The organism is Klebsiella sp. 141198 (assembly GCF_050600785.1).
GTDB lineage: Bacteria > Pseudomonadota > Gammaproteobacteria > Enterobacterales > Enterobacteriaceae > Klebsiella > Klebsiella aerogenes.
In genome coordinates, this window is sequence record NZ_JAQIRM010000001.1 from 45,287 (window position 1) to 71,413 (window position 26,127).

At 56.7% G+C, this 26,127-nt stretch carries 26 protein-coding genes; 10 read left to right on the top strand and 16 right to left on the bottom strand.

What is annotated here, in order from left to right:
* Positions 1-2: 2 nt before the first annotated feature.
* The 3 genes from puuC to puuD all read right to left on the bottom strand — a co-directional run bounded on the left by puuC (position 3) and on the right by puuD (position 3,066).
* Entirely contained in the window at positions 3-1,490 is a 1,488-nt protein-coding gene (puuC, locus tag PGR10_RS00210) for an aldehyde dehydrogenase PuuC (protein WP_213793831.1), read from the bottom strand.
* 240 nt (positions 1,491-1,730) lie between these two features.
* On the bottom strand, positions 1,731-2,288 hold the full coding sequence (gene puuR, locus PGR10_RS00215) for an HTH-type transcriptional regulator PuuR (protein ID WP_002898590.1): 558 nt from the start codon (positions 2,286-2,288) through the stop codon (positions 1,731-1,733).
* 25 nt (positions 2,289-2,313) lie between these two features.
* Positions 2,314-3,066 carry a gamma-glutamyl-gamma-aminobutyrate hydrolase gene (puuD, locus tag PGR10_RS00220; RefSeq protein ID WP_183269024.1) on the bottom strand — a complete coding sequence of 251 codons (753 nt, stop codon included), beginning with the start codon at positions 3,064-3,066 and terminating at the stop codon, positions 2,314-2,316.
* Positions 3,067-3,291: 225 nt separating this feature from the next.
* Between puuD and PGR10_RS00225 the strand changes: the two genes are divergently transcribed.
* Both PGR10_RS00225 and PGR10_RS00230 read left to right on the top strand, forming a co-directional pair.
* A complete protein-coding gene (locus tag PGR10_RS00225; protein WP_087858047.1) occupies positions 3,292-4,710 on the top strand; it encodes a glutamine synthetase family protein in 1,419 nt (472 codons plus the stop codon).
* 350 nt (positions 4,711-5,060) lie between these two features.
* Positions 5,061-6,452 (top strand): APC family permease, encoded by a 1,392-nt coding sequence (locus PGR10_RS00230; RefSeq protein ID WP_087858046.1) that lies wholly within the window; start codon positions 5,061-5,063, stop codon positions 6,450-6,452.
* An 89-nt stretch (positions 6,453-6,541) separates the two neighbouring features.
* Here the strand turns inward: PGR10_RS00230 and PGR10_RS00235 are convergent, their stop codons facing one another.
* Positions 6,542-6,664 (bottom strand): small membrane protein, encoded by a 123-nt coding sequence (locus PGR10_RS00235; protein ID WP_430922732.1) that lies wholly within the window; start codon positions 6,662-6,664, stop codon positions 6,542-6,544.
* A gap of 266 nt (positions 6,665-6,930) precedes the next feature.
* Between PGR10_RS00235 and PGR10_RS00240 the strand changes: the two genes are divergently transcribed.
* Positions 6,931-7,155: a hypothetical protein gene (locus tag PGR10_RS00240; protein WP_087858045.1), complete on the top strand. Its 225-nt coding sequence runs from the start codon at positions 6,931-6,933 to the stop codon at positions 7,153-7,155.
* Positions 7,156-7,171: 16 nt separating this feature from the next.
* On the opposite strand, the gene PGR10_RS00245 is transcribed toward PGR10_RS00240, so the two are convergent.
* Positions 7,172-7,921, bottom strand: coding sequence for an SDR family oxidoreductase (locus PGR10_RS00245; protein ID WP_087858044.1), 750 nt, complete (start codon positions 7,919-7,921; stop codon positions 7,172-7,174).
* 102 nt (positions 7,922-8,023) lie between these two features.
* Here PGR10_RS00245 and PGR10_RS00250 point away from each other — a divergent pair, with 102 nt between their 5' ends.
* The 3 genes from PGR10_RS00250 to PGR10_RS00260 all read left to right on the top strand — a co-directional run bounded on the left by PGR10_RS00250 (position 8,024) and on the right by PGR10_RS00260 (position 10,575).
* Positions 8,024-8,383 carry a winged helix-turn-helix transcriptional regulator gene (locus tag PGR10_RS00250; protein WP_087858043.1) on the top strand — a complete coding sequence of 120 codons (360 nt, stop codon included), beginning with the start codon at positions 8,024-8,026 and terminating at the stop codon, positions 8,381-8,383.
* Positions 8,384-8,482: 99 nt separating this feature from the next.
* Positions 8,483-9,730 (top strand): bifunctional glucose-1-phosphatase/inositol phosphatase, encoded by a 1,248-nt coding sequence (gene agp, locus PGR10_RS00255; protein ID WP_113374226.1) that lies wholly within the window; start codon positions 8,483-8,485, stop codon positions 9,728-9,730.
* 167 nt (positions 9,731-9,897) lie between these two features.
* A complete protein-coding gene (locus PGR10_RS00260; RefSeq protein WP_430922733.1) occupies positions 9,898-10,575 on the top strand; it encodes a hypothetical protein in 678 nt (225 codons plus the stop codon).
* A 144-nt stretch (positions 10,576-10,719) separates the two neighbouring features.
* Here the strand turns inward: PGR10_RS00260 and PGR10_RS00265 are convergent, their stop codons facing one another.
* Both PGR10_RS00265 and wrbA read right to left on the bottom strand, forming a co-directional pair.
* Positions 10,720-10,947 (bottom strand): YccJ family protein, encoded by a 228-nt coding sequence (locus tag PGR10_RS00265; protein WP_015367252.1) that lies wholly within the window; start codon positions 10,945-10,947, stop codon positions 10,720-10,722.
* A gap of 20 nt (positions 10,948-10,967) precedes the next feature.
* Complete coding sequence (wrbA, locus tag PGR10_RS00270) at positions 10,968-11,564, bottom strand: NAD(P)H:quinone oxidoreductase (RefSeq protein ID WP_015367251.1); 597 nt, start codon at positions 11,562-11,564, stop codon at positions 10,968-10,970.
* A 391-nt stretch (positions 11,565-11,955) separates the two neighbouring features.
* Here wrbA and PGR10_RS00275 point away from each other — a divergent pair, with 391 nt between their 5' ends.
* Complete coding sequence (locus PGR10_RS00275) at positions 11,956-12,129, top strand: general stress protein (RefSeq protein ID WP_015367250.1); 174 nt, start codon at positions 11,956-11,958, stop codon at positions 12,127-12,129.
* Positions 12,130-12,286: 157 nt separating this feature from the next.
* A complete protein-coding gene (locus PGR10_RS00280; RefSeq protein WP_113374225.1) occupies positions 12,287-13,213 on the top strand; it encodes a DMT family transporter in 927 nt (308 codons plus the stop codon).
* A 45-nt stretch (positions 13,214-13,258) separates the two neighbouring features.
* Here the strand turns inward: PGR10_RS00280 and rutG are convergent, their stop codons facing one another.
* The 7 genes from rutG to rutA are packed head-to-tail and all read right to left on the bottom strand — an operon-like array spanning position 13,259 to position 18,684.
* Positions 13,259-14,581: a pyrimidine utilization transport protein G gene (rutG, locus tag PGR10_RS00285; protein ID WP_316424521.1), complete on the bottom strand. Its 1,323-nt coding sequence runs from the start codon at positions 14,579-14,581 to the stop codon at positions 13,259-13,261.
* Positions 14,582-14,602: 21 nt separating this feature from the next.
* The gene (rutF, locus tag PGR10_RS00290; protein WP_087858038.1) at positions 14,603-15,097 is read right to left on the bottom strand and encodes an NADH-dependent FMN reductase RutF; all 495 of its coding nucleotides are present in this window, start codon (positions 15,095-15,097) and stop codon (positions 14,603-14,605) included.
* A 10-nt stretch (positions 15,098-15,107) separates the two neighbouring features.
* On the bottom strand, positions 15,108-15,698 hold the full coding sequence (locus PGR10_RS00295; RefSeq protein WP_213317056.1) for a malonic semialdehyde reductase: 591 nt from the start codon (positions 15,696-15,698) through the stop codon (positions 15,108-15,110).
* Entirely contained in the window at positions 15,695-16,498 is an 804-nt protein-coding gene (gene rutD, locus PGR10_RS00300; RefSeq protein ID WP_430922734.1) for a pyrimidine utilization protein D, read from the bottom strand. Before rutD ends, PGR10_RS00295 begins: the two co-directional genes overlap by 4 nt.
* Entirely contained in the window at positions 16,495-16,887 is a 393-nt protein-coding gene (rutC, locus tag PGR10_RS00305; RefSeq protein WP_213793815.1) for a pyrimidine utilization protein C, read from the bottom strand. The genes rutD and rutC overlap by 4 nt, the downstream gene beginning before the upstream one ends.
* A complete protein-coding gene (gene rutB, locus PGR10_RS00310; protein ID WP_430923087.1) occupies positions 16,880-17,590 on the bottom strand; it encodes a pyrimidine utilization protein B in 711 nt (236 codons plus the stop codon). Before rutB ends, rutC begins: the two co-directional genes overlap by 8 nt.
* 2 nt (positions 17,591-17,592) lie before the next feature.
* Positions 17,593-18,684: a pyrimidine utilization protein A gene (rutA, locus tag PGR10_RS00315; RefSeq protein ID WP_087858035.1), complete on the bottom strand. Its 1,092-nt coding sequence runs from the start codon at positions 18,682-18,684 to the stop codon at positions 17,593-17,595.
* A gap of 284 nt (positions 18,685-18,968) precedes the next feature.
* On the opposite strand from rutA, the gene rutR reads away from it, so the two are divergent.
* Complete coding sequence (gene rutR, locus PGR10_RS00320; protein WP_015367241.1) at positions 18,969-19,607, top strand: HTH-type transcriptional regulator RutR; 639 nt, start codon at positions 18,969-18,971, stop codon at positions 19,605-19,607.
* Here the strand turns inward: rutR and PGR10_RS00325 are convergent.
* Together PGR10_RS00325 and putA are read right to left on the bottom strand one after the other, a co-directional pair.
* Entirely contained in the window at positions 19,604-19,999 is a 396-nt protein-coding gene (locus PGR10_RS00325) for a lysozyme inhibitor LprI family protein (RefSeq protein ID WP_087858034.1), read from the bottom strand. The two genes, rutR and PGR10_RS00325, sit on opposite strands and share 4 nt — an antisense overlap.
* 181 nt (positions 20,000-20,180) lie before the next feature.
* On the bottom strand, positions 20,181-24,143 hold the full coding sequence (gene putA, locus PGR10_RS00330) for a trifunctional transcriptional regulator/proline dehydrogenase/L-glutamate gamma-semialdehyde dehydrogenase (RefSeq protein WP_047050552.1): 3,963 nt from the start codon (positions 24,141-24,143) through the stop codon (positions 20,181-20,183).
* A 422-nt stretch (positions 24,144-24,565) separates the two neighbouring features.
* Between putA and putP the strand changes: the two genes are divergently transcribed.
* Positions 24,566-26,074, top strand: a complete 1,509-nt coding sequence (gene putP / locus PGR10_RS00335) for a sodium/proline symporter PutP (protein ID WP_045365591.1) — start codon at positions 24,566-24,568, stop codon at positions 26,072-26,074.
* Positions 26,075-26,127: the final 53 nt, after the last annotated feature.

Genomic DNA, 26,127 nt, shown 5'->3' on the forward strand with positions numbered 1-26,127 from the left:
GATCAAGACTCCAGAGCAATCCAGATGGTTTTCAGTTCGGTGAATTTTTCCAGCGCGTGCAGCGATTTATCGCGCCCGTTGCCGCTCTGCTTATAGCCGCCGAACGGGACGGTCATATCACCATCGTTGTAGTTGTTGACGAAGACCGAGCCGGCCTTCAGGCGGCGACTCATGCGGTGGGCGCGCGACAGATCGCGGGTCCACACCGCGGCGCCGAGACCGTAGTCGCTGTCGTTGGCCAGCTGCAGCGCCTGTTCTTCGCTTTTGAAGCGCGTGACGACCAGCACCGGGCCGAAGATCTCTTCGCGGCTGAGGGTTGAGGACGGGTCGACATCGACGAAAATGGTCGGGCCGACGGCGGCAGGCCACGGATTTTTCCGCCCGTCGAGGAATAGCGTGCTTTTGGCCTCACCGCCGCGGATAAAGCTGTGTACGCTGTCGGCATGGGCGTTATCAATTAACATCCCCATGGTGGTATTGGGATCGAGCGGATTACCCGGCTGCCAGTTTTGCGCCTGCGCTTTCAACAACGTCAGGAACTCATCAGCGATGCTCTCTTCCAGCAGCAGGCGGGTGCCGGCGATGCAGACCTGCCCCTGGTTATAGAAGATACCGCCGGCGGTGGCGTTGACCGCTTTTTGCAGATCCGGACAGTCGGCGAAGACGATATTGGCGCTCTTGCCGCCGGCTTCCAGCCACACGCGCTTCATATTGCTGTCGCCGGCATCTTTTAGCAGCTGTTTGCCGGTACGTGTGGATCCGGTGAAGGTAATGACTTCAACGTCAGGATGCAGCGCCAGCGCCTGCCCGGCCTCGTGGCCAAAGCCGCTGACCACGTTTAACACCCCGTCCGGAAGTCCGGCTTCTTTCGCAAGCCCTGCCAGACGCAGGGCGGTGAGCGGCGATTTTTCCGAGGGTTTGAGGATTACGCTATTACCAGCCGCCAGCGCCGGGCCGAGTTTCCAGCAGGCCAGCAGCAGCGGGAAGTTCCACGGCACCACCGCGGCAATCACGCCAATCGGTTCACGAACGATCATTGCCAGCTCGTTGCCGCCGGTGGGCGCGACTTCGCCATAGACTTTATCCAGCGCTTCGGCGTACCAGCGAATGGCGCGGGCGGCGCCGGGAATATCGTCGCGCAGGCTGTGGCGAATCGGTTTGCCGGTATCGAGCGTTTCCAGCAGCGCCAGCTCTTCACGATGGGTTTCCATCAGGTCGGCAAATTTCGTGAGAACCGCTTTACGCCGGGCCGGGGAGGCCTGCGACCAGTCGCCGTTATCAAAAGCCTGACGCGCGGTTTTCACTGCCCGTTCGACGTCGGCTTTTTTACCGCGGGCGACCTGCGCCAATGTCTGCTGTGCGGCAGGGTCGATAGTCTCAAAAGTGGTATCATCGGCCGCGGCGCAATATTCGCCGTTAATAAATAAGCGCGTTTCAATGACCAGGTTTTTCGCTTTTTCCTGCCAGTAAGCCAGGTGCTGAAAATTCATCATGACTCCTTAAAAACATCATCGGCAAAATATAGGGTTCGGCGTTTTCAGGGTGCAGAGCATCCCCGGAGTTGAGTACCGTTTTTCGCCATTCACTGGCGTTAATTATCTGAGGGCCGGCAGGAAATAAGATTTCCGCGCTGCGCAGGTATTATCGCTGCGAGTTCTTCGCCGCGGCGGAAATATTACATCCGCCGCGACAGGCCTGAAGAAAGCCTGAAACCTGCTCAGGCTAAGAAATCAGAATGTGGTGGGGGTATGGGCACTGATAATGCGGCAGATACCTGCCGAGGTGTTGCTGAAGCTATGAGGGATGCCGGTATTAATGGCATAGCTCTGTCCAGCCACCAGGTGGTACGACTGACCGTTAATCGTCAGCACGATCTCACCTTCCAGTATGGTGCCTATCTCCTCACCCTGATGCTTAATTCTCTCCCCGGTTGTGGTCCCAGGCTGGTAAGTTTCAAAAATCATCGCCAGCGTACGGTTCGGATTTCCGTTATGAACCAGTTTCATTGAAACGCCCTGACTCCCCATTTCGATAAGATCGTCCTGATTAATGACGACCTGCGGTTCATCCGGCTTTTCGGGTTCAGAAAAGAATTCCGAGAGCGACAGCCCATATACTTTCAGCAGCTTTTGCAGCGTACTGATGGCAGGACTGACTTTGTCCTGCTCTATGGTGCTGATGGCACTATGTGTTAACCCAGACAGTTCGGCGGCACGACGCTGTGAAAGACCCAGCTGTTGGCGGATCTCTGACAGACGTTTCCCTGGCGCCAGTCCGTCATCGCTCATATTTGCATTTCCTTAACTGTAGTGGTCAGAGCCGCCGCTTTTCGGCGACATGGTTCTGACAGGCGGTGATAAAACCATCAAACAACATACGCGACAGGGCGTATTCGCTACTGTTCCATTCAGGATGCCATTGTACGCCCAGCGCGAAAGGGTGGTCGTTGACGCTGACCGCCTCAACCAGCCCATCCGGTGAACGGGCCTCCACGCGCAGACGCGAACCCAGCGTTTTTGCGCCCTGGCCGTGTAGCGAGTTTACCCAAAACGTGTTGCAGCCCGGTATTAACTGAGAAAGTAAACCCCCTTCCTGCACCTCCACCTGGTGGGACGGCGCATACTGCTGCTCCACCGGTAGTTCAGGATCTTCGCGATGCTCCAGCAGTTCCGGCTGTTCAAACAGACGACGATACAGAGTCCCGCCGGTGGCGACAACCAGTTCCTGCAGCCCTCGGCAGATGGCGAAAATGGGGATGCGCCTTTCGAGCGCGGCGTTAATTAGCGCCATGCTCAGAAGATCACGCCCGGGGTCGGCGTCAGGCTCATCGCCGTTTTCACCATAAAGGTGCGGCTGCACGTTGCTGGGGCTGCCTGGCAGGTAGATCCCGTCCAGTTTATCGACTAACGCATCCAGCAGTTCCGGCTCGGCCAGCGCGTGCGGCAGGGCAATCGGCAGTCCGCCAGCGTTAACAATGGCATTCAGGTACTTTTCTTGCAGAGTCTGGGTCTGGTGACCCTTAAGCCTGTTTCTACACATCACGACGCCAATAACTGGCTTGTACATTATATTTTCCATGATCGCCCTCACAAAGTGGACTAAATTATGACCGCCAGTGGCTGATAAACGGCCATATCGTTCAATATTTTATCAATCTAGCAGTGGAAATAGCCGTTTGCAAACTTAATTTAACATTTGACAAACATTTTGTTTGCATACACATTCGAAGGGTGGACATTATATTTGACGTTTTCAGTCAGGGTCCGAAAACTAAAACAACGGCGGTGAATCATGGATACCAATATCGTAGAAGTTGAGAATTTTGTTCAGCAGACGGAAGAGAGACGGGTAAGCGCGTTCGCTAAAGAAGTGAAGCGCTACCTCGAAACCTACCCCAATACTCAGTATGTCGATGTACTTCTCACAGACCTGAACGGCTGCTTCCGCGGCAAACGCATCCCGGTTGCCAGCCTCAGCAAGCTGGAGAAAGGCTGCTACTTCCCGGCATCCGTTTTCGCGATGGATATTCTCGGCAACGTGGTGGAAGAGGCCGGGCTTGGCCAGGATATGGGCGAACCGGACCGCAGCTGCGTCCCGGTATTGGGTACGTTGACCCCTTCGGCCGCCGATCCGGAATACATCGGCCAGGTCTTGTTGACCATGGTTGATGAAGATGGCGCTCCCTTTGACGTTGAGCCGCGGAACGTACTCAACCGCCTCTGGCAGCAGCTCCGCCAGCGCGGATTGTTCCCCGTGGTAGCGGTAGAGCTGGAGTTCTATTTACTCGATCGCAAACGCGATGCCGAAGGCTACCTGCAGCCGCCGTGCGCGCCCGGCACCGACGACCGCAATACCCAAAGCCAGGTCTATTCCGTTGATAACCTCAACCATTTTGCCGATGTACTGAATGATATTGATGAACTGGCCCAGTTACAGCTGATCCCGGCGGATGGCGCGGTGGCCGAAGCCTCTCCAGGGCAGTTCGAAATCAACCTCCACCACACCGATAACGTGCTGGATGCGTGCGATGATGCGCTGGCATTAAAACGTCTCGTGCGTTTAATGGCGGAGAAGCATAAGATGCACGCCACTTTTATGGCGAAACCTTATGAAGAGCATGCGGGTAGCGGGATGCATATCCATATCAGCATGCAAAACAATAAAGGTGAAAACGTGCTGGCGGATGCGGACGGCGAGGATTCAGCCCTGCTGAAACGCGTGCTGGCCGGGATGATTGACCTGATGCCGGCGTCGATGGCGCTGCTGGCGCCGAACGTGAACTCGTATCGTCGCTTCCAGGCGGGCATGTATGTGCCGACCCAGGCGTCATGGGGGCATAACAACCGTACGGTAGCGCTGCGTATTCCGTGTGGCGATCGGCATAACCACCGCGTTGAATACCGCGTGGCCGGGGCGGACGCCAACCCGTATCTGGTGATGGCGGCGATTTTCGCCGGTATCCTGCACGGGCTGGATAATCCGCTGCCGCTGCAGGAAGAGGTGGAAGGTAATGGTCTGGAACAAGAAGGCTTGCCGTTCCCGATCCGCCAGAGCGATGCGCTGTGGGAGTTTATGCAAAACGATCATCTGCGGGAGCGTCTTGGCGAGCGTTTCTGCCACGTTTACCACGCCTGTAAGAATGATGAGTTACTGCAGTTTGAGCGTCTTATCACAGAAACCGAAATTGAGTGGATGTTGAAAAACGCCTGATGTTCGCCCCGAAAGGGGCGCATTAGTTTAACCGGTAGCATCATACGGCCTGAGCGGAGCCTGGTCGTCCTTTTTGCTGGGAGCCCAGCCATTTCCCGGATGTCGCGTTAAGGAGCGCAGGCGGCAACGGGGCTTCAGTTAACGACACAGTGTGTGACGAGGAAATGAGATGATGCAGATGTTCAAATATCCGCAGGGAGAAGGGGGCCTCTTTGGCCGCATTGGATGCCAACTTACCGCCGTTCATCGGTCCGTCTTACCCTTTTATTTACGTCTTACCCCCTTGCTAAGCAGGTTTGTTACCCGGTCTTTGTGCCCGCAAACTGTCGTCGGCATGGGGGGAATGCGTCATGGCTGCTAATCTTCCTGCAGAAAACGCCGCTCAGGCGGGAAAACCGCGTCTGCGTAAATCGCTCAAACTGTGGCAAGTGGTGATGATGGGGCTGGCTTACCTGACCCCAATGACGGTGTTTGATACCTTCGGCATCGTTTCCGGTATCAGTAATGGCCACGTTCCAGCCTCTTATTTGCTGGCGCTGGCAGGGGTGCTGTTCACCGCCATCAGCTACGGCAAGCTGGTGCGCCAGTTCCCGGAAGCGGGCTCGGCCTACACCTATGCGCAAAAATCAATTAGCCCGCACATCGGTTTTATGGTCGGCTGGTCCTCACTGCTGGACTATCTGTTCCTGCCGATGATTAACGTCCTGCTGGCGAAGATCTACCTCTCCGCGCTGTTTCCGGAAGTGCCGCCGTGGGTGTGGGTGGTGACCTTTGTCGCCATTCTGACCGCGGCGAATCTGAAAAGCGTCAACCTGGTGGCCAACTTCAATACTTTGTTCGTGCTGGTGCAGATCTCCATCATGGTGGTGTTTGTGGTTCTGGTGGTACAAGGGCTGCATAAAGGCGAGGGTGTGGGTACCGTCTGGTCGCTGCAGCCGTTCATCAGCGAGAATGCGCATCTGATCCCGATTATTACCGGCGCGACGATTGTCTGCTTCTCGTTCCTCGGCTTTGACGCCGTTACCACGCTTTCAGAAGAAACCCCGAATGCCGCGCGGGTGATCCCGAAGGCCATCTTCCTTACCGCAATGTACGGCGGCATTATTTTTATCGTCGCCTCGTTCTTTATGCAGCTGTTCTTCCCGGATATCCATCGCTTTAAAGATCCGGACGCCGCGCTGCCGGAAATTGCGCTCTACGTCGGCGGCAAGCTGTTCCAGTCGATTTTCCTGTGCACCACTTTTGTTAATACCCTGGCATCGGGCCTGGCGTCGCACGCCAGCGTGTCGCGCTTGCTGTACGTGATGGGCCGCGATAACGTCTTCCCGGAGCGCATTTTCGGCTATGTGCATCCGAAATGGCGAACCCCTGCGCTCAACGTGATTATGGTGGGCATCGTCGCGCTGTCGGCGCTGTTCTTCGACCTGGTGACCGCGACGGCGCTAATCAACTTCGGCGCGCTGGTGGCCTTTACCTTCGTCAATCTCTCGGTATACAACCACTTCTGGCGGCGCAAGGGTTATAACAAAACCTGGAAAGATCGCTTCCACTACCTACTGTTGCCGATGGTCGGCGCCCTGACCGTGGGGGTGCTGTGGTTGAACCTCGAGGCGACCTCGCTGACGTTAGGTCTGGTTTGGGCGGCGCTGGGATTGCTTTATCTCACTTACCTGACCCGCCGTTTCCGTAAACCGCCGCCGCAGTTTGATGCAACAAAGGCGGAGCAGGCCTGGGAGTCTTAACTTTTAGTGATAGCAGGAGAGAAGGCAGGCGCTAAGCCTGCCTTCTCTGTTTGTTACGTAGCCCAGGTGTAAAGATTGGCAAAGGGGGATTATTTCTTTTTTTTATCGGTTGGCAACTGACCGGCGCGACGTTCTTTGATATAGGACACCAGACTGTAAACGGCGACTCCCAGTAGAGCAATCGCCACGATAAAGAGCACAAAACCCGACATAAATTAACCTAATGATTTGTTTAAACAGAAGAAAAAATAACGCCTCACGAAGACGATAGCATCGGGATGTTTCCGAAAGATGACCTAAAAGTGCCAAAGGCATCAGCCATGGCTCATTATGTTAAAGTATTGATGGTGTTAATGTGTTGATGGCGCTCTGTGAGCGCCTTAGCGTCTGACGTAACACTCCGTTAAGTCATTTTACAGACGGACGGGATTGCGGCTGGTACGCTAATCGTTGAATGAGAATTTTCTGAGAGTAATGCATGTTTAAAAACAGTACCGCTGGCCTGTTTGCTTCGGCGCTAATGCTGACGACTTTTGCCTGTTGGGCACAGTCGGAAAGCCAACAGGTTCGCGAACGAATCGTCGAGCAGGTGCTTAAACCCTGTGAAGGAAAAAAAGCCGGCGATAAAGTCGTTATGGTCGATCGCCGGGGCGGCGAACATGAAGCGATTTGTACGCTGGCGGCGGTACCCTTACCGGAATAAGCGCCGCCTTCCGGATTTACAAGTTGCCGGTGCCGCCATCAACCAGCAGCTCGGTTCCTACCACGTAGCTTGATTCATCCGACGCCAGGTACAGCGCCGCTTTCGCCAGCTCTTCTGGCGTGCCCATCCGGCCCAGGGGTACCAGTGCTTTAATCTCTTCCTGTAACGCCTGCAGCGCATCTGCGCCGAGCCCAAGTTTGTTCAGCGCCGGAGTTCGAACCGGGCCGGGACTCAGGCCGTTGACGCGAATTCCCCGCGACAGCAGCTCCGCTGACAGCGTGCGCGCCAGCGATAATATTCCAGCTTTACTGGCGGCGTACACGCTGCTGGCGGGCAGCCCGATATGGGCGCTTACCGATCCGCAAAGGATGACCGATGACGGATTCGCCAGCAGCGGCAGTAGTGCCTGCAGCAGGAAGAACGGTCCTTTCAGGTTGATGTTCATCAGTTGATCCCACTGCGCGGGCGTCCAGTCGCTAATCGCGCCATGGGTAACGTCCCCTGCATTGATAAATACCGCATCCAGCTGTGGCCAGCGTTGGCTAATTACTTGTGCCAGGTGCCGCTGTCCCACAATATCGCCGGCATCCGCTGCGATGGCCCAGCCGTTTTCCCCTAATTGCGCCTGTGCCTGTGCAAGGGCGTCAGGATTGCGACCGGTGATTGCCACTTTCGCCCCTTCGGCGATAAACGCTTGCGCGGTGGCTAACCCAATACCGCTGGTACCGCCGGTAATCAGCGTATATTTACCTGCTAAACGTGCCATCTGTGAAACTCCAATGTGCGGGGTGGAAAAGGCACTATAAAAAATTTAGTATCCAAAGGATACCAGGTACCAAATGGATACTAATGCGCAAAGAGGTGTGCAATGACGGTAAAGACTGCGCGGGCGGCGCAAAAAAAATTTGATCCACAACCTTGTCCGATGACGGATTTCGTTAATCTGATCGCCGGGAAATGGGCGATTCCGATTTTATATCGGCTGATCGTGCTTAATGAACCGGTGCGATTTGGCGAACTGTTGCGGGCGGCGGCCCCGATCACTCAAAAAGAGTTGACCCGGCAGCTCCGCTTGTTCGAACAGCGCGGGTTGGTCTCCCGCGAGGTGTACGCTGAAATACCGCCACGTGTGGAGTACCAGATAACGCCGCTGGGCCTGTCGATGCGCAGCGCGTTGCAACCGCTGGCGGAATGGATGCGCGATTATGGCGACCGGCTGAAGCGCTAAAAAAGCGACCGACGCCTCAGTTTGTGAGCCATTGCCCGCAAAAATGTCATAAATCCGTCACAATGATGGCGATGATAATAAATGACTGAGGATGAAGGGATGAAAAAAAGTCTACTTGCCGCCGCGGTGGCCGGGGCCGTATTGTTATCCGCCGGCGCCCAGGCGCAGGACGCCGCTGCGCCAGAGGGGTATCAGCTGCAACAGGTGTTGATCATGAGCCGCCACAACCTGCGCGCTCCGCTAGCCAATAACGGCAGCGTACTCGAGCAGTCGACGCCAAAATCCTGGCCGCAGTGGGATGTGCCTGGCGGCCAGTTGACCACCAAAGGCGGCGTGCTGGAAGTCTATATGGGCCACTATATGCGTGAGTGGCTGGCGCAGCAGAAGCTGGTGACCAGCGGCGAGTGCCCGCCGGAGAATGCGGTTTACGCCTACGCCAATAGCCTGCAGCGGACCGTCGCAACCGCGCAGTTCTTTATCACCGGCGCTTTCCCGGGCTGCGGGGTGCCTGTGCATCATCAGCCGCAGATGGGAACCATGGATCCCACTTTCAACCCGGTCATTACCGACGATTCAGCCGAATTCGCGCAAAAAGCGGTGCAGGCGATGGAGAAAGAGCGTCAGGGGATGCAGCTCGCTGAGAGCTACAAGCTGCTGGAAGAGATGACCGACTATCGCAATTCGCCATCCTGTAAAGAAAAGCATGTCTGCTCGCTTAGCGACGGTAAAGATACCTTTAGCGCCAAATATCAGCAGGAGCCGGGCGTCTCCGGGCCGCTGAAGGTCGGCAACTCGCTGGTCGACGCCTTCACCCTGCAGTACTACGAAGGTTTTCCGAAGGATCAGGTGGCGTGGGGCGAAATTGCCAGCGATAAGCAGTGGCAGGTGTTGTCGAAGCTGAAAAATGGCTATCAGGACAGCCTGTTTACTTCCGCGGAAGTGGCGCGCAACGTCGCTAAGCCGCTGGTCAAATATATCGATAATGCGCTGGTGGGCGATGGCGCCGGTAAGGCGAAAGTAACGCTGCTGGTCGGGCATGATTCCAATATCGCTTCGCTGCTGACGGCGCTGGACTTTAAACCCTACCAGTTACCGGGCCAGTATGAGCGCACCCCCATCGGCGGCAAGCTGCTGTTCCAACGCTGGCACGATAGCGGCAGCAATCGCGATTTAATGAAGATTGAGTATGTCTATCAAAGCACTGAACAGCTGCGCAACGCGGACGCCTTGAGCCTGCAATCCCCGCCGCAGCGGGTCACGCTGGCGCTTAACGGTTGTCCGGTAGATGATCAGGGATTCTGCCCGCTGGAGACGTTCAAAAAGGTCATGAACGAGGCGGCAAAATAGAACAAAAAACCCGGAGCAATCCGGGTTTATGCTTGATGGCATTATGCTGAAAATTATTTCCAGGATAGTCTTTACGTTAATGTGTTGATATTTGCGGCAAGGATGCACATAATTTATTGAGAAATGCAGAGGGTATGCGAAACAATAAAATTATATTATGGAAGATTATGAATGATTCATGGGTGATATATTCAAGCGTTAATTATGAGCTTACTAAAACTGAGGCTCGTACAATTAAAGCTTACTTGCTGAAAAACTATTTAAGATATTTTCTGAAGTATAATATACAAAACACAAAAACCACAAAATGGTTCAAGGTTGCCGACAAGGGTAAGTTTGCACGCCGATTTAATGTTGTGATGACCATCTCAATTTTTACCTCATTTATTATTTCTTTTAAGCTTCGTGGTTACTCCGTTGAATCTGTACTCGCATTTTTAATTGTATTTCCGATGGTTATTGTTGTCTTTAAAAAATACAAACACCGATTGCAGGACTATTGTTATAAAACCTATTTAGCAAGGTGCGTTAAATACAGGAAGTTTACGCTTCGATGTCTTACTGCAATAAGGGCTAATGTGTTAATAAAGCGCAGTATGCGCTCATTGCGCAGCACCAGGAGCGTAGAGTTGAACTGTATTGACGGCCTGGGAAAGATAGTCACCAGTACGGGGAAAATGCAGTACTTTGAATATAGCACTTTACGAGTTGTTGCAAATCTCGGCGATGTTATTTTTTATGGGATGATTGACAAGGATAATGGCAATTTTTATATACTGCCGATCCCGGAAAGGTGTCTTTCACGGTCTGCGCGCCTCATAACCGGCAACCATAATACGCTTTAAATGACGATCGTCTTAACGAGGTAATCAATAACTATGCCCGGCAACATTCATAATGTTGTCAGGGGGAGGGCTTCAGGTAAGGTCAGTTATGACCACCTTTATACGGGAATATGCGGGCCTGAAGCCCGCATTAGGCGATCGTCGTCAGACGTTTTTACGTTCGATGGTCTGTTCGCCCCAGAAGAGGCTGTCTTTGTCGGTTTTGGCGAAAGCTCGCGACAGCACCTCATCGCTGCCTTCTTCCCAAATTTTCTCCGCCAGCTTTTCATCGTAATTCGCGAGTTCGAAAATGGCTTCGGCGATTTCCAAAGAGGTATTACGTAAGCTTGCCCATTCGCCCACGTGGTGGGCCTTCGCTTCTTGGTTCGGCATGCAACTCCTCCTGTTAAAGGTTAGCCGTGTAATTTCACAGCCACATTGGCGACGTGTTCACCCTGATAGCGAGCGATAGCCAGCTCTTCCTGGCTTGGTTGACGGGAGCCGTCGCCGCCTGCGATGGTGGTTGCGCCATACGGCGTGCCGCCGCGCACCTGGGAGACATCGAACAGCTCCTGCGCGCCGTAGCCAATCGGCACAATGATCATCCCATGATGGGCAAGGGTAGTCCAGGTTGAGGTAATTGTCTGCTCCTGGCCGCCGCCGGTACCGGTTGAACTAAAGACGCTGGCGACTTTGCCATACAGCGCGCCAGACGCCCACAGGCCGCCGGTCTGATCCAGGAAGGTGCGCATCTGTCCCGACATATTGCCGAAACGGGTAGGGGTACCAAAGATGATGGCATCATACTCCGCCAGTTCCTGCGGCGTGGCGACGGGCGCATTTTGTGTTTTCCCGCCTGCTTTGGCAAACGCTTCAGCCTGCATAGTTTCCGGCACGCGCTTCACAACCACCTCAACGCCGTCAACTTTATTTGCCCCTTCGGCAACGGCATGAGCCATGGTTTCGATATGTCCATACATGGAATAATAAAGCACCAGAATTTTAGCCATTTGCATCACTCCTCGGTTGCGTAATTGTCCAGCCAAACGACTGGCTATCTATAAAGATAAGACCTGTGGCGCAGAGTGCAAATCCAACAAACATTTGTTTGATTTATAACAAAATGGCAAAGATTAATTTGCAACATACCTCGTAGCAAATAGATACATTTTACGCAGGGCTGATTTCAGCTGTGAGAAGAAATGCTTAGCGGTTGCGCTGGCGGCTGGCGTCTGGTTTTAACGATTAAATGTTGCGGGATGTGACTATTTTTCCAGGGAATGAGTTTCATTTACTACGCTTATAAGCACGCGATGCATAATGGCCATGCCATATGTCGCGGGGGCTTAGGCCCTGAACTCACCTAATGCAATATGATGTCAAACCCAATGGAGGTCAGTAATGGCAAACCATCGTGGCGGTTCCGGCAACTTTGCCGAAGATCGTGCCAGAGCATCAGAAGCAGGTCGTAAAGGTGGCCAGCACAGCGGGGGGAACTTTAAAAACGATCCTCAACGCGCCTCGGAAGCTGGCAAAAAAGGGGGTAAAAATAGTCACGGTAATCGCAATAGCTAGCCGGGACTGTCTTTAATGATGCGGTGTTAATCTCCCCCGACCCTGCCGCATCACCCTCGCCGCCGACGTATGTCGGCGGTTTTTTTGTTAATGAGTGTTGCTTTTAGCCTGAAGCGCCTGCGAAACTGATTAGCTATATTTTGCTATTGGTCGCCTCATGTCTTCGCTCAAACTCTCGATAACGCCGCAGGAACTGATCCTGATTGTGATCACCATGTTCTGGGGCGGTACCTTTCTTGCCGTACAATACGCCGTGAGCTTTAGCGGGCCGTTTTTCTTCGTCGGCCTGCGCTTCGCCACCGCCGCGCTGGCGGTGGCGCTACTGTCGCTGCGTACGCTACGCGGCCTGACCTGGCTTGAGGTTAAGGCCGGTGTGGCGATTGGCGTAGCGATTGCGCTCGGATACAGCCTGCAAACCTGGGGCTTACAGTCCATCTCCAGCAGTAAATCGGCGTTTATTACCGCCATGTATGTGCCGCTGGTGCCGCTGTTGCAGTGGCTCTGTCTGGGGCGCATGCCCGGCGTCATGTCTTGCGTGGGCATCGTGCTGGCGTTTATCGGGCTGATCCTGCTGGCGGGGCCGGAAAACAACCTGCTGGCTTTGGGGATTGGCGAAATGATTACCCTGGCAAGCGCGGTGGCTATCGCTGCCGAGATCATTTTAATCAGCGCGTGGGCGCGTCAGGTCGATGTGCGCCGGGTGACGGTGGTACAGTTGGCGACTGCCTCGCTGGTGGCTTTTGCCGCGATGGGCCCGGCAGGGGAGTCTATCCCGCCGATGCGCCCGGAACTGCTGGCCGTCGCGCTGGGACTGGGGATTTTCAGCGCCATTATTCAGGTCACCATGAACTGGGCGCAGCGTAGCGTATCGCCGACGCGGGCGACGCTGATTTACACCGGCGAGCCGGTTTGGGCTGGCGTGTTTGGTCGTATCGCCGGCGAGCGTCTGCCGCTGCTGGCGCTGGTGGGCTGTCTGTTTATTCTCGCCGGGGTGCTGGTCAGCGAGCTGAAGTGGAAGAAAAAATCGCGGCCGCAGATCGTGGCGGAGGAAGCACCAGAGCTCGCGGATCGGCGCGAGCCCTAATTTTCGCCCCGGCAGCCGCGCCGCCGGGGCGAACCAATACTCACGTTATACCGTAGTGGCTTTCGCCACCTTTTCCTGATGCTGGCGGCGGTTAAGCAACGCATGCAGTAGAATAGCGCCGAAAGTCGCCGTGCCAATCCCGCCCAGGCGAAAGCCCCCCAACGACAAGGTAAAATCGCCTGCGCCCAGAACCAGCGTCACCGCCACCATGATTAAATTCGCATTCTGGCTGAGATCGACCCGATTCTGCACCCATATCCGCGCCCCGGTGACCGCAATCAAACCAAAAACCACGATTGACGCGCCGCCTATTACCGGGCCTGGGATCGTATGAATCAGGGCGCCGAACTTGGGCGAAAAGCCGAGCAGGATGGCGATCAGCGCCGCGGCGACAAACACCAGCGTTGAATAGACTTTGGTTACCGCCATGACGCCGATATTCTCCGCATAGGTGGTGACGCCACTACCGCCGCAGGCGCCGGAAAGCAGGGTCGCCAGCCCGTCGCCGACAAACGCGCGCCCCATCCAGGGATCCAGATTACGCCCGGTCATTCCCGCTACGGCCTTCAAATGCCCCAGGTTTTCCGCCACCAGAATAATCGCCACCGGCGCAATCAGCAGCATCGCCTGGGTGTCAAAGGTGGGCGAAGTAAAGTGCGGGACCCCAAACCATGCCGCCTGAGCGACAGGGGCAAAATCCAGCGGTTTGCCAAGACCGAATCCGTTGGCCAGCAGCGCATAGAGCGCACAGGCGATAATAAGCCCCATCAGGATCAGCAGACGCTGCAGCAGTCCTCGGGTAAACACCGCGACGGCGCCGATACACAGCACCGTCAGCATCGCCATCCAGCTGTCGAAGGCATTGGCGGAAACGCTGTGCACGGCAATCGGCGCCAGGTTAAGACCGATCGCCATCACCACCGCGCCGGTTACCGCCGGCGGCATCAGACGCTCTATCCAGCCGGTGCCGATTTTTATCACCACCAGACCGATCAGGGTATAGAGCAACCCGCAGGCGATAATACCGCCGAGGGCGATGCTGAGATGAGGATTCAACCCCTGACCGGTAAAGCCGGTCACGGTGATGACCACGCCGACGAAGGCGGCGCTGGAGCCAAGATAGCTCGGTACCCGGCCGCCGGTGACGACAAAGAACAGCAGAGTGCCCACTCCCGACATCAGGATAGCCAGGTTCGGATCAAGCCCCATCAATAAAGGCATTAATACGGTTGCGCCAAACATTGCCACGGCGTGCTGAACGCCCATGATCAGCGTTTGCCCGGCGGATAGACGTTCATCCGGGGCGACAACGCCGGCATCCGTGGCGGGGGAGGTCAACTGCCAGCGAGGAAAATTGAAGAGTGCCATGATGATATCCCGGGTGAGAGGTTAACAAACGGGCCGCATAAGCGTGTGGTAGCTGCGGTCAAACCACATCAAACCTCGCGGTTCCTGTTGGCGGGTGATGGCCACGACCTGGCAAAACAGAATGTCATGGGTGCCGACCTGCAGCCGCTGGTCGATGCGGCAGTCAAAACTGACCAGCGCCTCTTTCAGCCGCGGGCAGCCGGTCGCGCCGGTTTGCCAGTCGGCGGCGGCGAAACGTTCCGCCATCGGGGTTTTGCCGCCAAAAGTATTCGATAATGTCTCCTGCCCTGCCGAGAGGGTATTGACGCAAAGGGTTTGATGTTCGCTGAATACCGGCCAGACTGACGCCGAACGGTTGAGACATACCAGCAGCGTCGGCGGGGTATCGGTTACGCTGCATACTGCGCTGGCGGTAAAACCGGCGCGCCCGGCAGGCCCTTCAGTGGTGATGATGTTGACCGCCGCGCCGACATGAGCCATGGCGTCACGAAAACTGTGTTGATCCGCTACGTTCATTACTGTCTCCTTATGCCAGCAGGCAGGCTTCATCAAAGCTCAGGCGCGGCAGCCGGTCGTACAGTTTGTCGGGGTCGCCATAGCCGATATTCACCAGCAGATTGCTTTTCCAGCCGCTGTCGGCGAAAAACGCCGCATCGACTTTCTCGCGGTCGAACCCCGACATCGGACCGGTGTCGAGGCCCAGCGCGCGGCAGGCGAAAATCAGATACGCCGCCTGCAGCGAGCTGTTGCGAAAGGCGGTTTCCTCGGCCAGATGCGGGCTGGAAGTAAACCAGCTCCGGGCGTCGCCGTGGGGAAACAGCGCGGGCAAGCGGTCGTAAAACGCGCTATCCCAGGCCACGATGGCGGTGACCGGCGCCTGCATGGTTTTTTCCATATTGCCGCTGGAGAGCGTTGGGCGGAGTTTCGCTTTGCCCTCGGCGCTGCGCACAAAAACGATTCGCGCCGGTGAACAGTTGGCCGAGGTCGGCCCCATTTTCATCAAGTCGTAAATCTCCTGCAGTTGCCGATCGCTAACCGCCTGTTCGCGCCAGCCGTTGTAGGTTCGGGCGTGGGTGAATAGCGTCTCGCAAGCCTTTTGGTTGATTGCTTCGCTCATATATTCTCCTCGGCGACCGGCAGCAGGGCCGCCAGTCCGTCGCATAAAAGGGGGTTAAACGTCTCGCTGTCGGTAACGTTACAGGCGTGGCCGCCCCAGGCCATTTCCACGAGTCGGCTATTGGGGATAGACGCCCGCAGCATTCGCGAGCAGGAGGCGGGTACCAACAGGTCGTCGGCGGCGCTGATGATAAGCGTCGGGCAGGCGATAGCCGCCGCGCGGCGCGAAAAATCCGCCTGTTTCAGGGCCTGCAGCCGTTTCAATAGATTCTCCTTGCCCTGGAAATGGCTAATGGCCAACGCGTCTTCAGCTTCGAGACGCGGCAGGCGGGCCGCCATCCACTCCGCCGGATAGAGAAACAGCGGTTGAGCCTCGACCCACGCCTGAGCGCCGCCGGCATGCAGCAGGCGTTCGCGAACCTCAAAGCAGCGGCGGGTATGCGGGGAAAGGGTTAGCCAACCGTTAACCAGCACCAGCGCGCGGACCGCGCGCGGATAGTCGAGCGCAAGCTGCATCCCAATCAGCGCCCCCAGCGCGTGGCCAACCAGCGCGAAGCGCATGAGACCGGCCGCCTGCAGAGCGAGGAAAAGCTCCTGCGCCATCGACGCCATGCTGTAATTTTCCGGCAACGGGCCGTTGTTCTCCCCGGTACCGTTATGGTCATAGAACACCAGTTGATAATGCTGTGCCAGCGCCGCCCGCTGCGCCAGCCAGTACGCGCCACCGCCGCCAAGACCGGCGCTCAGCACCACCACCGGCGCGCCGGGCCACGGCGGTGGGGCAATATTGAGCCTCATCATATTGGAGTACCGATATGGGCGACGCTGGCAATCTCCACCAGCGCATCGGGTTTCACCAGCCCGCACTGAATACAGAAACGCGCCGGTTTATCACCGGGGAAAAACTCGGCGTAAACCTCGTTAATCGCGGCGTAATTTTGCCAGTCGGTGATAAAGATACTGTTGAAGGTCACATCCGCCATACTGCCCCCCGCCGTTTCGATAACGCTTTTGATAATCTCCAGCACGTGACGGGTTTGCGCTTTTGGGTCGCCGGGGTAGAGCACATTGTTTTGCTTATCAAACGGCAGAGTGCCGGAGACATATACCACCCCGTCGGCGAGCGTCCCAGGAACAAAGGGGGCAATCGGCGTAGCGGTGCCGGGGGGAATAATCACCTGTTTAGGCATAGCGTTTCTCCTCGGTAAAAGCGAGCGGGGCGGCGCCTTCTATGGCACGACAGAAGCTACCGACATCGCTGACCCAGCCGAAAAAGGTTTCAATGTTGAACAACGCCGCCTGTTGCGCGAAGGCGGGGCCTGCCTGATGGGTAGCATCTTCCAGCACCACGCCGAAGTATTCGAGGAAGAAGCCATCGCGCAGCGTCGATTCGACGCAGACGTTGGTGGCGATGCCGGTGAACACCAGGTGGCGAATACCGCGGCTGCGTAAAATGCTGTCGAGCGGGGTATTGAAGAAACCGCTGTAGCGGGGTTTCGGCAGGATGATATCGCCCTCACGGGGACGCAATTCGTCAACCAGTTGATAATCCCAGCCGCCTTTTGCCAGCAGCTTGCCCTGCAGTTCCGGGCGTTGGCGCATGGTCTTCAGCGCGTTGGATTTATGGTAATTCGGCGAGCCGGGGCCGCCGGCTTCCACATACTGTTCGTCCCAGCCATTCTGGAACCAGATGATTAACATGCCGGCGGCGCGGGCGGCGGCCACCGCGAGATTAATATTATCGATAACCGGCCGGGTGGCGGAGACGTCAAAACCGGCGAGATCCAGGTATCCGCCGTGGCTTGCATAGGCGTTTTGCATATCGACCACGATCAGCGCGCTGTGCTGCGGCGACAAGGTCAGCGATTCCGGGCGAGCGGGAAGGGTAATCATCATCAGGCCACCTCGCGGTTAATGGGAGCAATGTGGTCACGGCAGCGCATCAGCGGCTGAATACGTTCGCCGAAGGCGTCAATGCCCTGCAGGAAATCATCGAAGGTCAGCAGTACACCGTCGGTACCGGGGACCGCCGCCACCTCATCGAGCATACGGGCGACGTTGGCATAAGAGCCGACGAGGGTGCCCATATTGATGTTGACCGCGGAGGTGGGGTCGGCCATCTGGCGGACGTTGGTATCGCTGCCGGAGCGGGTATCTTTCTGGCTCTGTTCGGTCAGCCATGCCAGCGCCTCGTCATCCGCGCCGGCCTTGTAGTGTTCCCATTTAGCGCGGGCCGCTTCGTCGGTTTCGTCGGCGATCACCATAAACAGCACGTAGGAGCCGACGTCGCGACCGGTTTTTTCCGCCGCCTGCATCATACGTGCGGCGGTGGGCGCGAAGGCGGCGGGGGTATTAACCCCTTTGCCAAAGCAAAAGTTGTAGTCGGCGTGTTGGGCGGAGAATGCCATGCCGGCGTCGCTTTGCCCGGCGCAGATAACCTTCATCGGCTGCGAGGGCCGCGGGCTAACCCGGCAGTCGTTCATGGTGAAGTAATCACCTTTAAAATCGCTGCGCCCGGTGCCCCACAGATCGCGCAGAACCGTAACGTATTCAGTCAGGTAGTCATAGCGGCTGGCGAAGTATTCGTCGCCGGGCCAGATCCCCATCTGGTCATATTCCGGTTTTTGCCAGCCGGTCACCAGATTCACGCCAAAACGTCCGCCGGAGATAGAGTCGATAGTCGAGGCCATGCGGGCGACGATGGCCGGAGGGAGCGTCAACGTCGCGGCGGTGGCATAAATCTCTATCTTCGACGTCACCGCTGCCAGACCGGCCATCAGGGTGAACGATTCCAGGTTGTGATCCCAGAACTCGGTCTTCCCTCCGAAGCCGCGTAGTTTGATCATGGAGAGCGCGAAGTCGAAATGGTAGTGCTCGGCCTTCTGCACAATCGCCTTATTCAGTTCGAAGGAGGGCATATACTGCGGTGCATGGGTGGAAATTAACCAGCCGTTATTACCAATGGGAACGAAAACACCGATTTTCATAACTACCTCTCTGTCGTCATGGAAGATGAAATTGCGCGGTGCGGCATCCTGCCTCTCCCCGAACCACCTCGCAGTCGACATAAAGCAAAGGTAATGCCAGTTTTAAAAAAGGTTTTGTTATTAATGTGTTGCGTAATGGTTGCCGGATTTGATGATGAAAATGTGGACCGAATGGTCAAAATCAGTGCACGAAAAAGCGGCAGTCATGCGCGATCGGAGTGCGCAGGGTCGTGTCGGCGAGGGGCTTTTGCTATGCTGAAGACGACTAGTGAAGGAGAAGACGTATGGCACAGGGCGCCGTGAAAAAAACCGGCAAGCGTTCACAGGCGGTGAGCGCCAAAAAAGAGGCCATTCTGGCCGCTGCGCTGGAGACCTTCTCGCAGTTCGGCATTCACGGTACGCGGCTGGAGCAGGTCGCTGAACTGGCCGGGGTGTCGAAAACCAATTTACTCTATTACTACCCGTCAAAAGAGGCGCTGTACGTTGCCGTGCTGCAGCGGATCCTCGCCATCTGGCTGGCGCCGCTGCGGGCATTTCGCGAAGATATCAGTCCGCTGGTGGCGATCCGCGAATATATTCGCCTCAAGCTTGAGGTATCGCGCGATCATCCTCAGGCCTCCAGGCTGTTCTGTCTGGAGATGCTGCAGGGGGCGCCGCTGCTGATGGGCGAACTGACCGGCGATCTAAAGGCGTTGATAGATGAAAAGTCGGCGATAATCTCGTCATGGATTGATAGCGGCAAGCTGGCGGCGGTCGATCCGCAGCACCTTATCTTTATGATCTGGGCGACGACGCAGCATTACGCCGATTTCGCCACTCAGGTGGAGGCGGTGACCGGCGCAACGCTGCAGGATGAGTTGTTTTTCCAGCAAACCGTGGATAACGTGCAGCGGATGATTATCGAAGGGATCCGCGTACGTTAATTGGCCGGCGGCAGCGGGCAGTTTTGGTCGCCGTCTTCGCACTGAAGCAGCGAGGCGAGGAAGGCTTCGCGCTCGACGCTCTTATCGGTCATACACTGGCTTATCAGCATCGGTTGCATACTGCCGCCTTCCGCGCCGGAAGCGAGAAACGCGCAATCGGCGTCACGCAGGGAAATCCACGCCTGCTGGGCTTTTTTCAGCAATTCCAGCTGTTGGCCGGAGGCGCGTTTCAGCGCCTGCTGCCAGGTCTCATTCAGCTTTTTATCGGCCGCCTGATATTGTGCGGCGGCACACTGATTCATTTCGGTTTGCGTGTTGGCGTTGCTGCAGTCATCCGCCCACGCCGCACCGCTGGCTAATAGGGCAGCCACGGCAATTAAAGTGCGTTTCATCGTTCTACTCCCATAAAAAAAGCTCCCATCCGGGAGCCTTAATTAAGCACAGCTGACGTCGGCTGTCATTAGTTGAACACGCCGTAGATTTCCCGGAAGACGGCGCACAGCGCCTCATCCGGGCTACCCTTTGGCGGGGTTATGTAGCCCCGGTAAGCGTAGCGCCACCGGGGAGCCCGTTTTAGCCGATGGTCATGAGGCTGGCGTTACCGCCTGCCGCGGCGGTGTTGACGCTCAACGAACGCTCGATATACAGGCGCTCCAGCAGCAGATTGGTTTCGCCGCGGGCAAAGCCCTGCACCGATACAATCGCCCCGTCGCGCGCCGCCACCTGCTCACACAGTTCGCGCAACTGATCGGAATCACCGTGATAAATGACCGCGTCGAAAGCCTGGCTGGTCAACTGATCCGCTTTCGCAAAATGAATCCGCTCGCTGACCTCACGCGGCAGTTTCTTCGCCAGTTCGCGCTGCAGGGCGCTATCCGGCCACAGCACTTCACAGCCAACCGCCATCGCCGCCGCCAGCTGAATCAGCGCGTCCTGCTCGTTATCCGCCACGCACAATACGCGTTCGCGCGGCATCAGCGTCAGGGTATTACGCTCGCCGGTTGGTCCTGGCAGCAGGCGTTGAGTGCCGCTTTGCGCCAGCTCGCTGTATTGCTGACACAGCGCCTGCAGTTCAGGACGGCCTGCCGCCCACTGCTGCAGCGCCTGCAGCGGTTTTTCCAGCAGCGTTTTCAACTGGGCGTCCAGCGGACGCTCCGCATCCTGGCGGGCGAAAGTGACGCCGACCGCGCCCTGCGGGCGACTGGACAGCAGGCGATACAGGTACAGCGGGCCGCCGGCTTTCGGGCCGGTACCCGATAACCCTTCGCCGCCGAACGGCTGTACGCCGACCACCGCGCCAACCATATTGCGGTTAACATACAGGTTGCCGACTTTCGCGCTGCCGGTGACCTGAGCGATGGTTTCGTCGATGCGGGTATGCACGCCGAGGGTCAGACCGTAGCCGGAGGCGTTAATCTGCTCGACCAGCTTATCCAGTTCGTTACGGTTATAGCGCACCACGTGCAGAACCGGGCCAAAGACCTCTTTTTTCAGTTCGTCGAAGCTCTCGAGTTCGATAAGTGTCGGCGCGACGAACGTACCGTGATTCCATTCGCGGGCATCTTCGCTATTTTCACGTACCGCCTGGAAGACATTGCGGCCTTTCGCGCGCAGCGCCTGAATATGGCGTTCGATATTCTCTTTGGCTTCCGCGTCGATTACCGGGCCGATATCGGTGGTCAGGCGACCCGGATTACCCATCCGACATTCGCTCATTGCGCCGCGCAGCATGGTTAACGTATGGTCGGCGACTTCTTCCTGTAGGCACAGCACGCGCAGGGCAGAACAGCGCTGGCCGGCGCTGTCGAAAGCCGAGGCCAGTACGTCGATCACCACCTGCTCGGTGAGCGCCGACGAGTCGACGATCATCGCGTTCATGCCGCCGGTTTCCGCGATAAGCGGCGTCGGACGGCCCTGCGCATCAAGGCGGTTAGCGATGTTGCGTTGCAGCAGCGTCGCTACTTCGGTCGAACCGGTAAACATTACGCCGCGAACGCGTTCATCTGAGGTTAGCGCGGCGCCGACGGTTTCCCCGCGGCCCGGCAGCAGTTGAATCACCCCCGGCGGCACGCCGGCTTCCAGCAGAATCGCCACGCCTTGCGCGGCGATAAGCGGCGTCTGCTCGGCCGGTTTGGCCAGCACGCTGTTGCCTGCCGCCAGCGCCGCGGCAATCTGGCCGGTGAAGATCGCCAGCGGGAAGTTCCACGGGCTGATACAGACGACCGGGCCCAACGGGCGGTGGGTTTCATTATCGAAATCGTCGCGCACCTGACCGGCATAATAGTGCAGGAAGTCGACCGCTTCGCGCACTTCAGCAATGGCGTTGCTGAAGGTTTTGCCAGCTTCGCGTACCAGGATCCCCATCAGGGTCGGCATCTGGCTTTCCATCAACACGGCGGCGCGCTCAAGAATGGCGGCGCGTTCCTGCGGCGGGGTGGCGAACCAGATTGGCGCGTTATTGATAGCACTGGTTAGCGCCTGCTGCACTTCGGCATCGCTGGCTTCGCGCACGTAGCCGACGATATCTTTCGGTTCCGCCGGGTTGATGACCGGCTGCATTTCGCCTTCGGCCACCGGCTGCTCCAGCATCGGTAGCGCCTGCCATTTGTGCAGCGCGCTGTTAAGCAGCGAAGAGGAGAGGGAGGCCAGTCGGTGTTCGTTAGCCAGATCCAGACCGGCGGAGTTGCTGCGGCCGTTACCGTAGAGATCGCGCGGCAGCGGAATTTTCGGATGCGGCAGACCGGCCTGGCCTTCCTGCTGCGCCAGTTTTTCTACCGCGCTGACCGGATCGGCCACCAGTTCGTCCAGCGGCAGGGTATTATCCGCGATACGGTTAACGAAGGAGGTATTGGCGCCGTTTTCCAACAAACGACGTACCAGATAAGCCAGCAGCGTTTCATGGGTACCGACCGGCGCGTAGATACGGCACGGACGGTTTAGTTTGCCGTCGGCGACTTTGCCCACGACCTGCTCATACAGCGGTTCGCCCATGCCGTGCAGGCACTGGAACTCATACTGGCCAGGATAGTAGTTTTGCCCCGCCAACTGGTAGATAGCCGCCAGCGTATGGGCGTTATGGGTGGCAAACTGCGGATAAATCAGGTTCGGTACCGCCAGCAGCTTTTTGGCGCAGGCGAGATAAGAAACGTCGGTGTAGACCTTACGGGTATAAACCGGATAGCCTTCGAGGCCTTCCATCTGCGCGCGTTTGATTTCGCTATCCCAATAGGCACCTTTCACCAGGCGGATCATCAGGCGACGACGGCTGCGGGTCGCCATGTCGATCAGCGAATCAATCACAAACGGGCAGCGTTTCTGGTAGGCCTGGATAACAAAGCCGATTCCGTTCCAGCCGGCCAGCTCCGGTTCGAAGCACAGTTTTTCCAGCAGATCGAGGGAGATCTCCAGACGATCGGCCTCTTCGGCGTCGATGTTAATACCGATGTCGTACTGGCGCGCCAGCAGCGTCAGCGATTTAAGGCGCGGATAGAGCTCTTCCATGACCCGGTCATACTGCGCGCGGCTGTAGCGCGGGTGCAGCGCGGAGAGTTTAATCGAGATACCCGGACCTTCATAAATGCCGCGGCCGTTGGAGGCTTTACCGATGGCGTGGATCGCCTGCTGATAAGAGACCATGTAGGCCTGCGCATCGGCGGCGGTCAGCGCGGCTTCGCCGAGCATATCGTAGGAGTAACGGAACCCTTTCTCTTCCAGCTTGCGGGCGTTGGCCAGCGCTTCGGCGATGGTTTCCCCGGTGACGAACTGCTCGCCCATCAGGCGCATCGCCATATCGACGCCTTTGCGGATCAGCGGTTCGCCGCTCTTGCCAATAATGCGGTTCAGCGAGCGGGAGAGGCTGGTCTCGTTATGGGTCGACACCAGTTTCCCGGTAAACAACAAGCCCCAGGTGGCGGCGTTGACGAACAGCGACGGGCTACGGCCGATATGCGATTGCCAGTTGCCGTTGCTGATTTTGTCGCGGATTAGCGCATCACGGGTGGCTTTATCCGGAATACGCAGCAGCGCTTCGGCCAGGCACATCAGCGCCACGCCTTCTTGTGAGGAGAGTGAGAATTCCTGCAGCAAGCTTTGCACCATCCCGGCGCGGCCGCTGGCGGTTTTCTGATTACGCAGTTTTTCCGCCAGTTGGTAAGCCAGCTTGTGCGCCTGTTCGCCTAACGGCTGCGGCAGACGGGCCTGTTCCAGCAACATCGGTACCGCATCGGTTTCCGGGCGACGCCAGGCCGCGGTGATCGCCGCGCGGCTGACCGACTGCGGCAGGATTTGTTCGGCGAATTCGAGGAACGGCTGATACGGCTCGTCCGCCGGAGCGCCTGCTTCATCACTTTCATTGGCGGCGCCGGAGAGGAGCGCCGGCAGTTCCGGCAGCGTCTCGTCGTTTTCCAGCTTTTCCAGATAGTTGAAAATGGCTTGCTTAATCAGCCAGTGCGGCGTGCGGTCAATACGGCTCGCGGCGGACTTAATGCGTTCGCGCGTGGCGTCGTCAAGTTTTACACCCATGGTGGTGGTGCCCATTGCGGGAACTCCTGTTAGCTATGTAATGCCCTTTTATCGGTTGCGTAGAAATATCACCTATGTTGCAACTTTGTGCAACCTTGTTAATTGTGACCTGGCTAGCAAGCTGAGAAATGAATGAATTGTTAATGGTGTTGATAAGATTTTCCAATAAATAGCCTCATTCAAATAACGTATTTATCTGCGTTGCTTAACAGTTTTTTCAGGTGCAACCCGTAAAAACGTGAGGGAGTGCAACCTATAGAAAATTGCTATTTTTCCTGAGACAACTTTCGTGTAAATGCTGTGTTAAATCGTTTGTGAAATACCGACGCATCCGTCAGGATACGCTCGCCCAATACAACCAATACGCCATTACCCCGTTCCGGTAGTGGCTAAAACGACAAAGTTGGACGTTGTCGAAATAAATTCTGGAGATTTGCATGGCTATTAGCACACCCATGTTGGTGACGTTTATTGTTTATATTTTTGGCATGGTACTGATAGGTTTTATTGCCTGGCGCTCAACCAAGAACTTTGACGATTATATTCTCGGCGGCCGCAGCCTTGGGCCATTTGTGACCGCGCTCTCTGCCGGTGCATCGGATATGAGCGGCTGGCTGCTGATGGGGCTACCGGGAGCGATTTTTCTCTCCGGGATTTCCGAAAGCTGGATCGCCATCGGCCTGACCCTGGGGGCGTGGATTAACTGGAAACTAGTGGCCGGGCGTCTGCGCGTGCATACCGAAGTCAACAACAACGCCCTGACGCTGCCGGACTATTTTACCGGCCGTTTCGAAGATAAAAGCCGCGTGCTGCGTATTATCTCCGCGCTGGTTATCCTACTGTTCTTCACTATTTATTGTGCTTCCGGGATTGTTGCCGGCGCGCGTCTGTTTGAAAGCACCTTCGGTATGAGCTATGAAACCGCGCTGTGGGCCGGCGCCGCCGCGACAATCATTTATACCTTCGTGGGCGGTTTCCTGGCGGTAAGCTGGACCGATACCGTGCAGGCCAGCCTGATGATCTTCGCGCTGATTTTAACGCCGGTGATGGTGATTATCTCGGTCGGCGGTTTCGGCGATTCGCTGGAAGTGATTAAGCAAAAAAGCATCGAAAATATCGACATGCTCAAGGGACTGAACTTCGTGGCGATTATTTCGCTGATGGGTTGGGGTCTCGGTTATTTCGGTCAGCCGCATATTCTGGCGCGCTTTATGGCGGCGGATTCTCACCACAGCATTGTTCATGCGCGTCGTATTAGTATGACCTGGATGATCCTGTGCCTGGCGGGCGCGGTATCGGTTGGTTTCTTCGGTATCGCCTACTTTAATAACAACCCGAGCCTGGCGGGCGCGGTTAACCAGAACGCCGAACGGGTATTTATCGAGCTGGCGCAAATCCTGTTTAACCCGTGGATTGCCGGGATACTGCTGTCGGCTATTCTGGCGGCGGTCATGTCGACCCTGAGCTGCCAGCTGCTGGTCTGCTCCAGCGCTATTACCGAAGATCTGTATAAAGCCTTCCTGCGTAAAAACGCCGGTCAGAAAGAGTTGGTCTGGATCGGCCGCTTTATGGTGCTGGTGGTGGCGCTGATTGCGATTGCGCTGGCTGCTAACCCGGAAAACCGCGTACTGGGTCTGGTTAGCTACGCATGGGCAGGCTTTGGCGCCGCATTTGGCCCGGTGGTGCTGTTCTCGGTGATGTGGTCGCGTATGACCCGTAACGGCGCGCTGGCCGGGATGATTATTGGCGCGGTCACGGTTATCGTCTGGAAACAGTTCGGCTGGCTGGGACTGTATGAAATCATCCCTGGCTTCCTGTTCGGCAGTATCGGGATTGTGGTCTTCAGCCTGCTGGGCAAAGCGCCATCGGCGGCGATGCAACAGCGTTTTGCCGAAGCGGACGCGCATTACCATTCCGCGCCGCCGGTACGTGCTACCGCTGAATAAAAGTAGCGAGCATCAGAAACCGCAACGGCTCCCATCAGGGAGCCGTTTTTTTT

Coding starts and splice junctions, on each gene's coding strand:
- puuC (WP_213793831.1), bottom strand. CDS start 1,490: ATGAATTTTCAGCACCTGGCTTACTGGCAGGAAAAAGCGAAAAACCTG.
- puuR (WP_002898590.1), bottom strand. CDS start 2,288: ATGAGCGATGACGGACTGGCGCCAGGGAAACGTCTGTCAGAGATCCGC.
- puuD (WP_183269024.1), bottom strand. CDS start 3,066: ATGTACAAGCCAGTTATTGGCGTCGTGATGTGTAGAAACAGGCTTAAG.
- PGR10_RS00225 (WP_087858047.1), top strand. CDS start 3,292: ATGGATACCAATATCGTAGAAGTTGAGAATTTTGTTCAGCAGACGGAA.
- PGR10_RS00230 (WP_087858046.1), top strand. CDS start 5,061: ATGGCTGCTAATCTTCCTGCAGAAAACGCCGCTCAGGCGGGAAAACCG.
- PGR10_RS00235 (WP_430922732.1), bottom strand. CDS start 6,664: ATGTCGGGTTTTGTGCTCTTTATCGTGGCGATTGCTCTACTGGGAGTC.
- PGR10_RS00240 (WP_087858045.1), top strand. CDS start 6,931: ATGTTTAAAAACAGTACCGCTGGCCTGTTTGCTTCGGCGCTAATGCTG.
- PGR10_RS00245 (WP_087858044.1), bottom strand. CDS start 7,921: ATGGCACGTTTAGCAGGTAAATATACGCTGATTACCGGCGGTACCAGC.
- PGR10_RS00250 (WP_087858043.1), top strand. CDS start 8,024: ATGACGGTAAAGACTGCGCGGGCGGCGCAAAAAAAATTTGATCCACAA.
- agp (WP_113374226.1), top strand. CDS start 8,483: ATGAAAAAAAGTCTACTTGCCGCCGCGGTGGCCGGGGCCGTATTGTTA.
- PGR10_RS00260 (WP_430922733.1), top strand. CDS start 9,898: ATGAATGATTCATGGGTGATATATTCAAGCGTTAATTATGAGCTTACT.
- PGR10_RS00265 (WP_015367252.1), bottom strand. CDS start 10,947: ATGCCGAACCAAGAAGCGAAGGCCCACCACGTGGGCGAATGGGCAAGC.
- wrbA (WP_015367251.1), bottom strand. CDS start 11,564: ATGGCTAAAATTCTGGTGCTTTATTATTCCATGTATGGACATATCGAA.
- PGR10_RS00275 (WP_015367250.1), top strand. CDS start 11,956: ATGGCAAACCATCGTGGCGGTTCCGGCAACTTTGCCGAAGATCGTGCC.
- PGR10_RS00280 (WP_113374225.1), top strand. CDS start 12,287: ATGTCTTCGCTCAAACTCTCGATAACGCCGCAGGAACTGATCCTGATT.
- rutG (WP_316424521.1), bottom strand. CDS start 14,581: ATGGCACTCTTCAATTTTCCTCGCTGGCAGTTGACCTCCCCCGCCACG.
- rutF (WP_087858038.1), bottom strand. CDS start 15,097: ATGAACGTAGCGGATCAACACAGTTTTCGTGACGCCATGGCTCATGTC.
- PGR10_RS00295 (WP_213317056.1), bottom strand. CDS start 15,698: ATGAGCGAAGCAATCAACCAAAAGGCTTGCGAGACGCTATTCACCCAC.
- rutD (WP_430922734.1), bottom strand. CDS start 16,498: ATGATGAGGCTCAATATTGCCCCACCGCCGTGGCCCGGCGCGCCGGTG.
- rutC (WP_213793815.1), bottom strand. CDS start 16,887: ATGCCTAAACAGGTGATTATTCCCCCCGGCACCGCTACGCCGATTGCC.
- rutB (WP_430923087.1), bottom strand. CDS start 17,590: ATGATTACCCTTCCCGCTCGCCCGGAATCGCTGACCTTGTCGCCGCAG.
- rutA (WP_087858035.1), bottom strand. CDS start 18,684: ATGAAAATCGGTGTTTTCGTTCCCATTGGTAATAACGGCTGGTTAATT.
- rutR (WP_015367241.1), top strand. CDS start 18,969: ATGGCACAGGGCGCCGTGAAAAAAACCGGCAAGCGTTCACAGGCGGTG.
- PGR10_RS00325 (WP_087858034.1), bottom strand. CDS start 19,999: ATGAAACGCACTTTAATTGCCGTGGCTGCCCTATTAGCCAGCGGTGCG.
- putA (WP_047050552.1), bottom strand. CDS start 24,143: ATGGGCACCACCACCATGGGTGTAAAACTTGACGACGCCACGCGCGAA.
- putP (WP_045365591.1), top strand. CDS start 24,566: ATGGCTATTAGCACACCCATGTTGGTGACGTTTATTGTTTATATTTTT.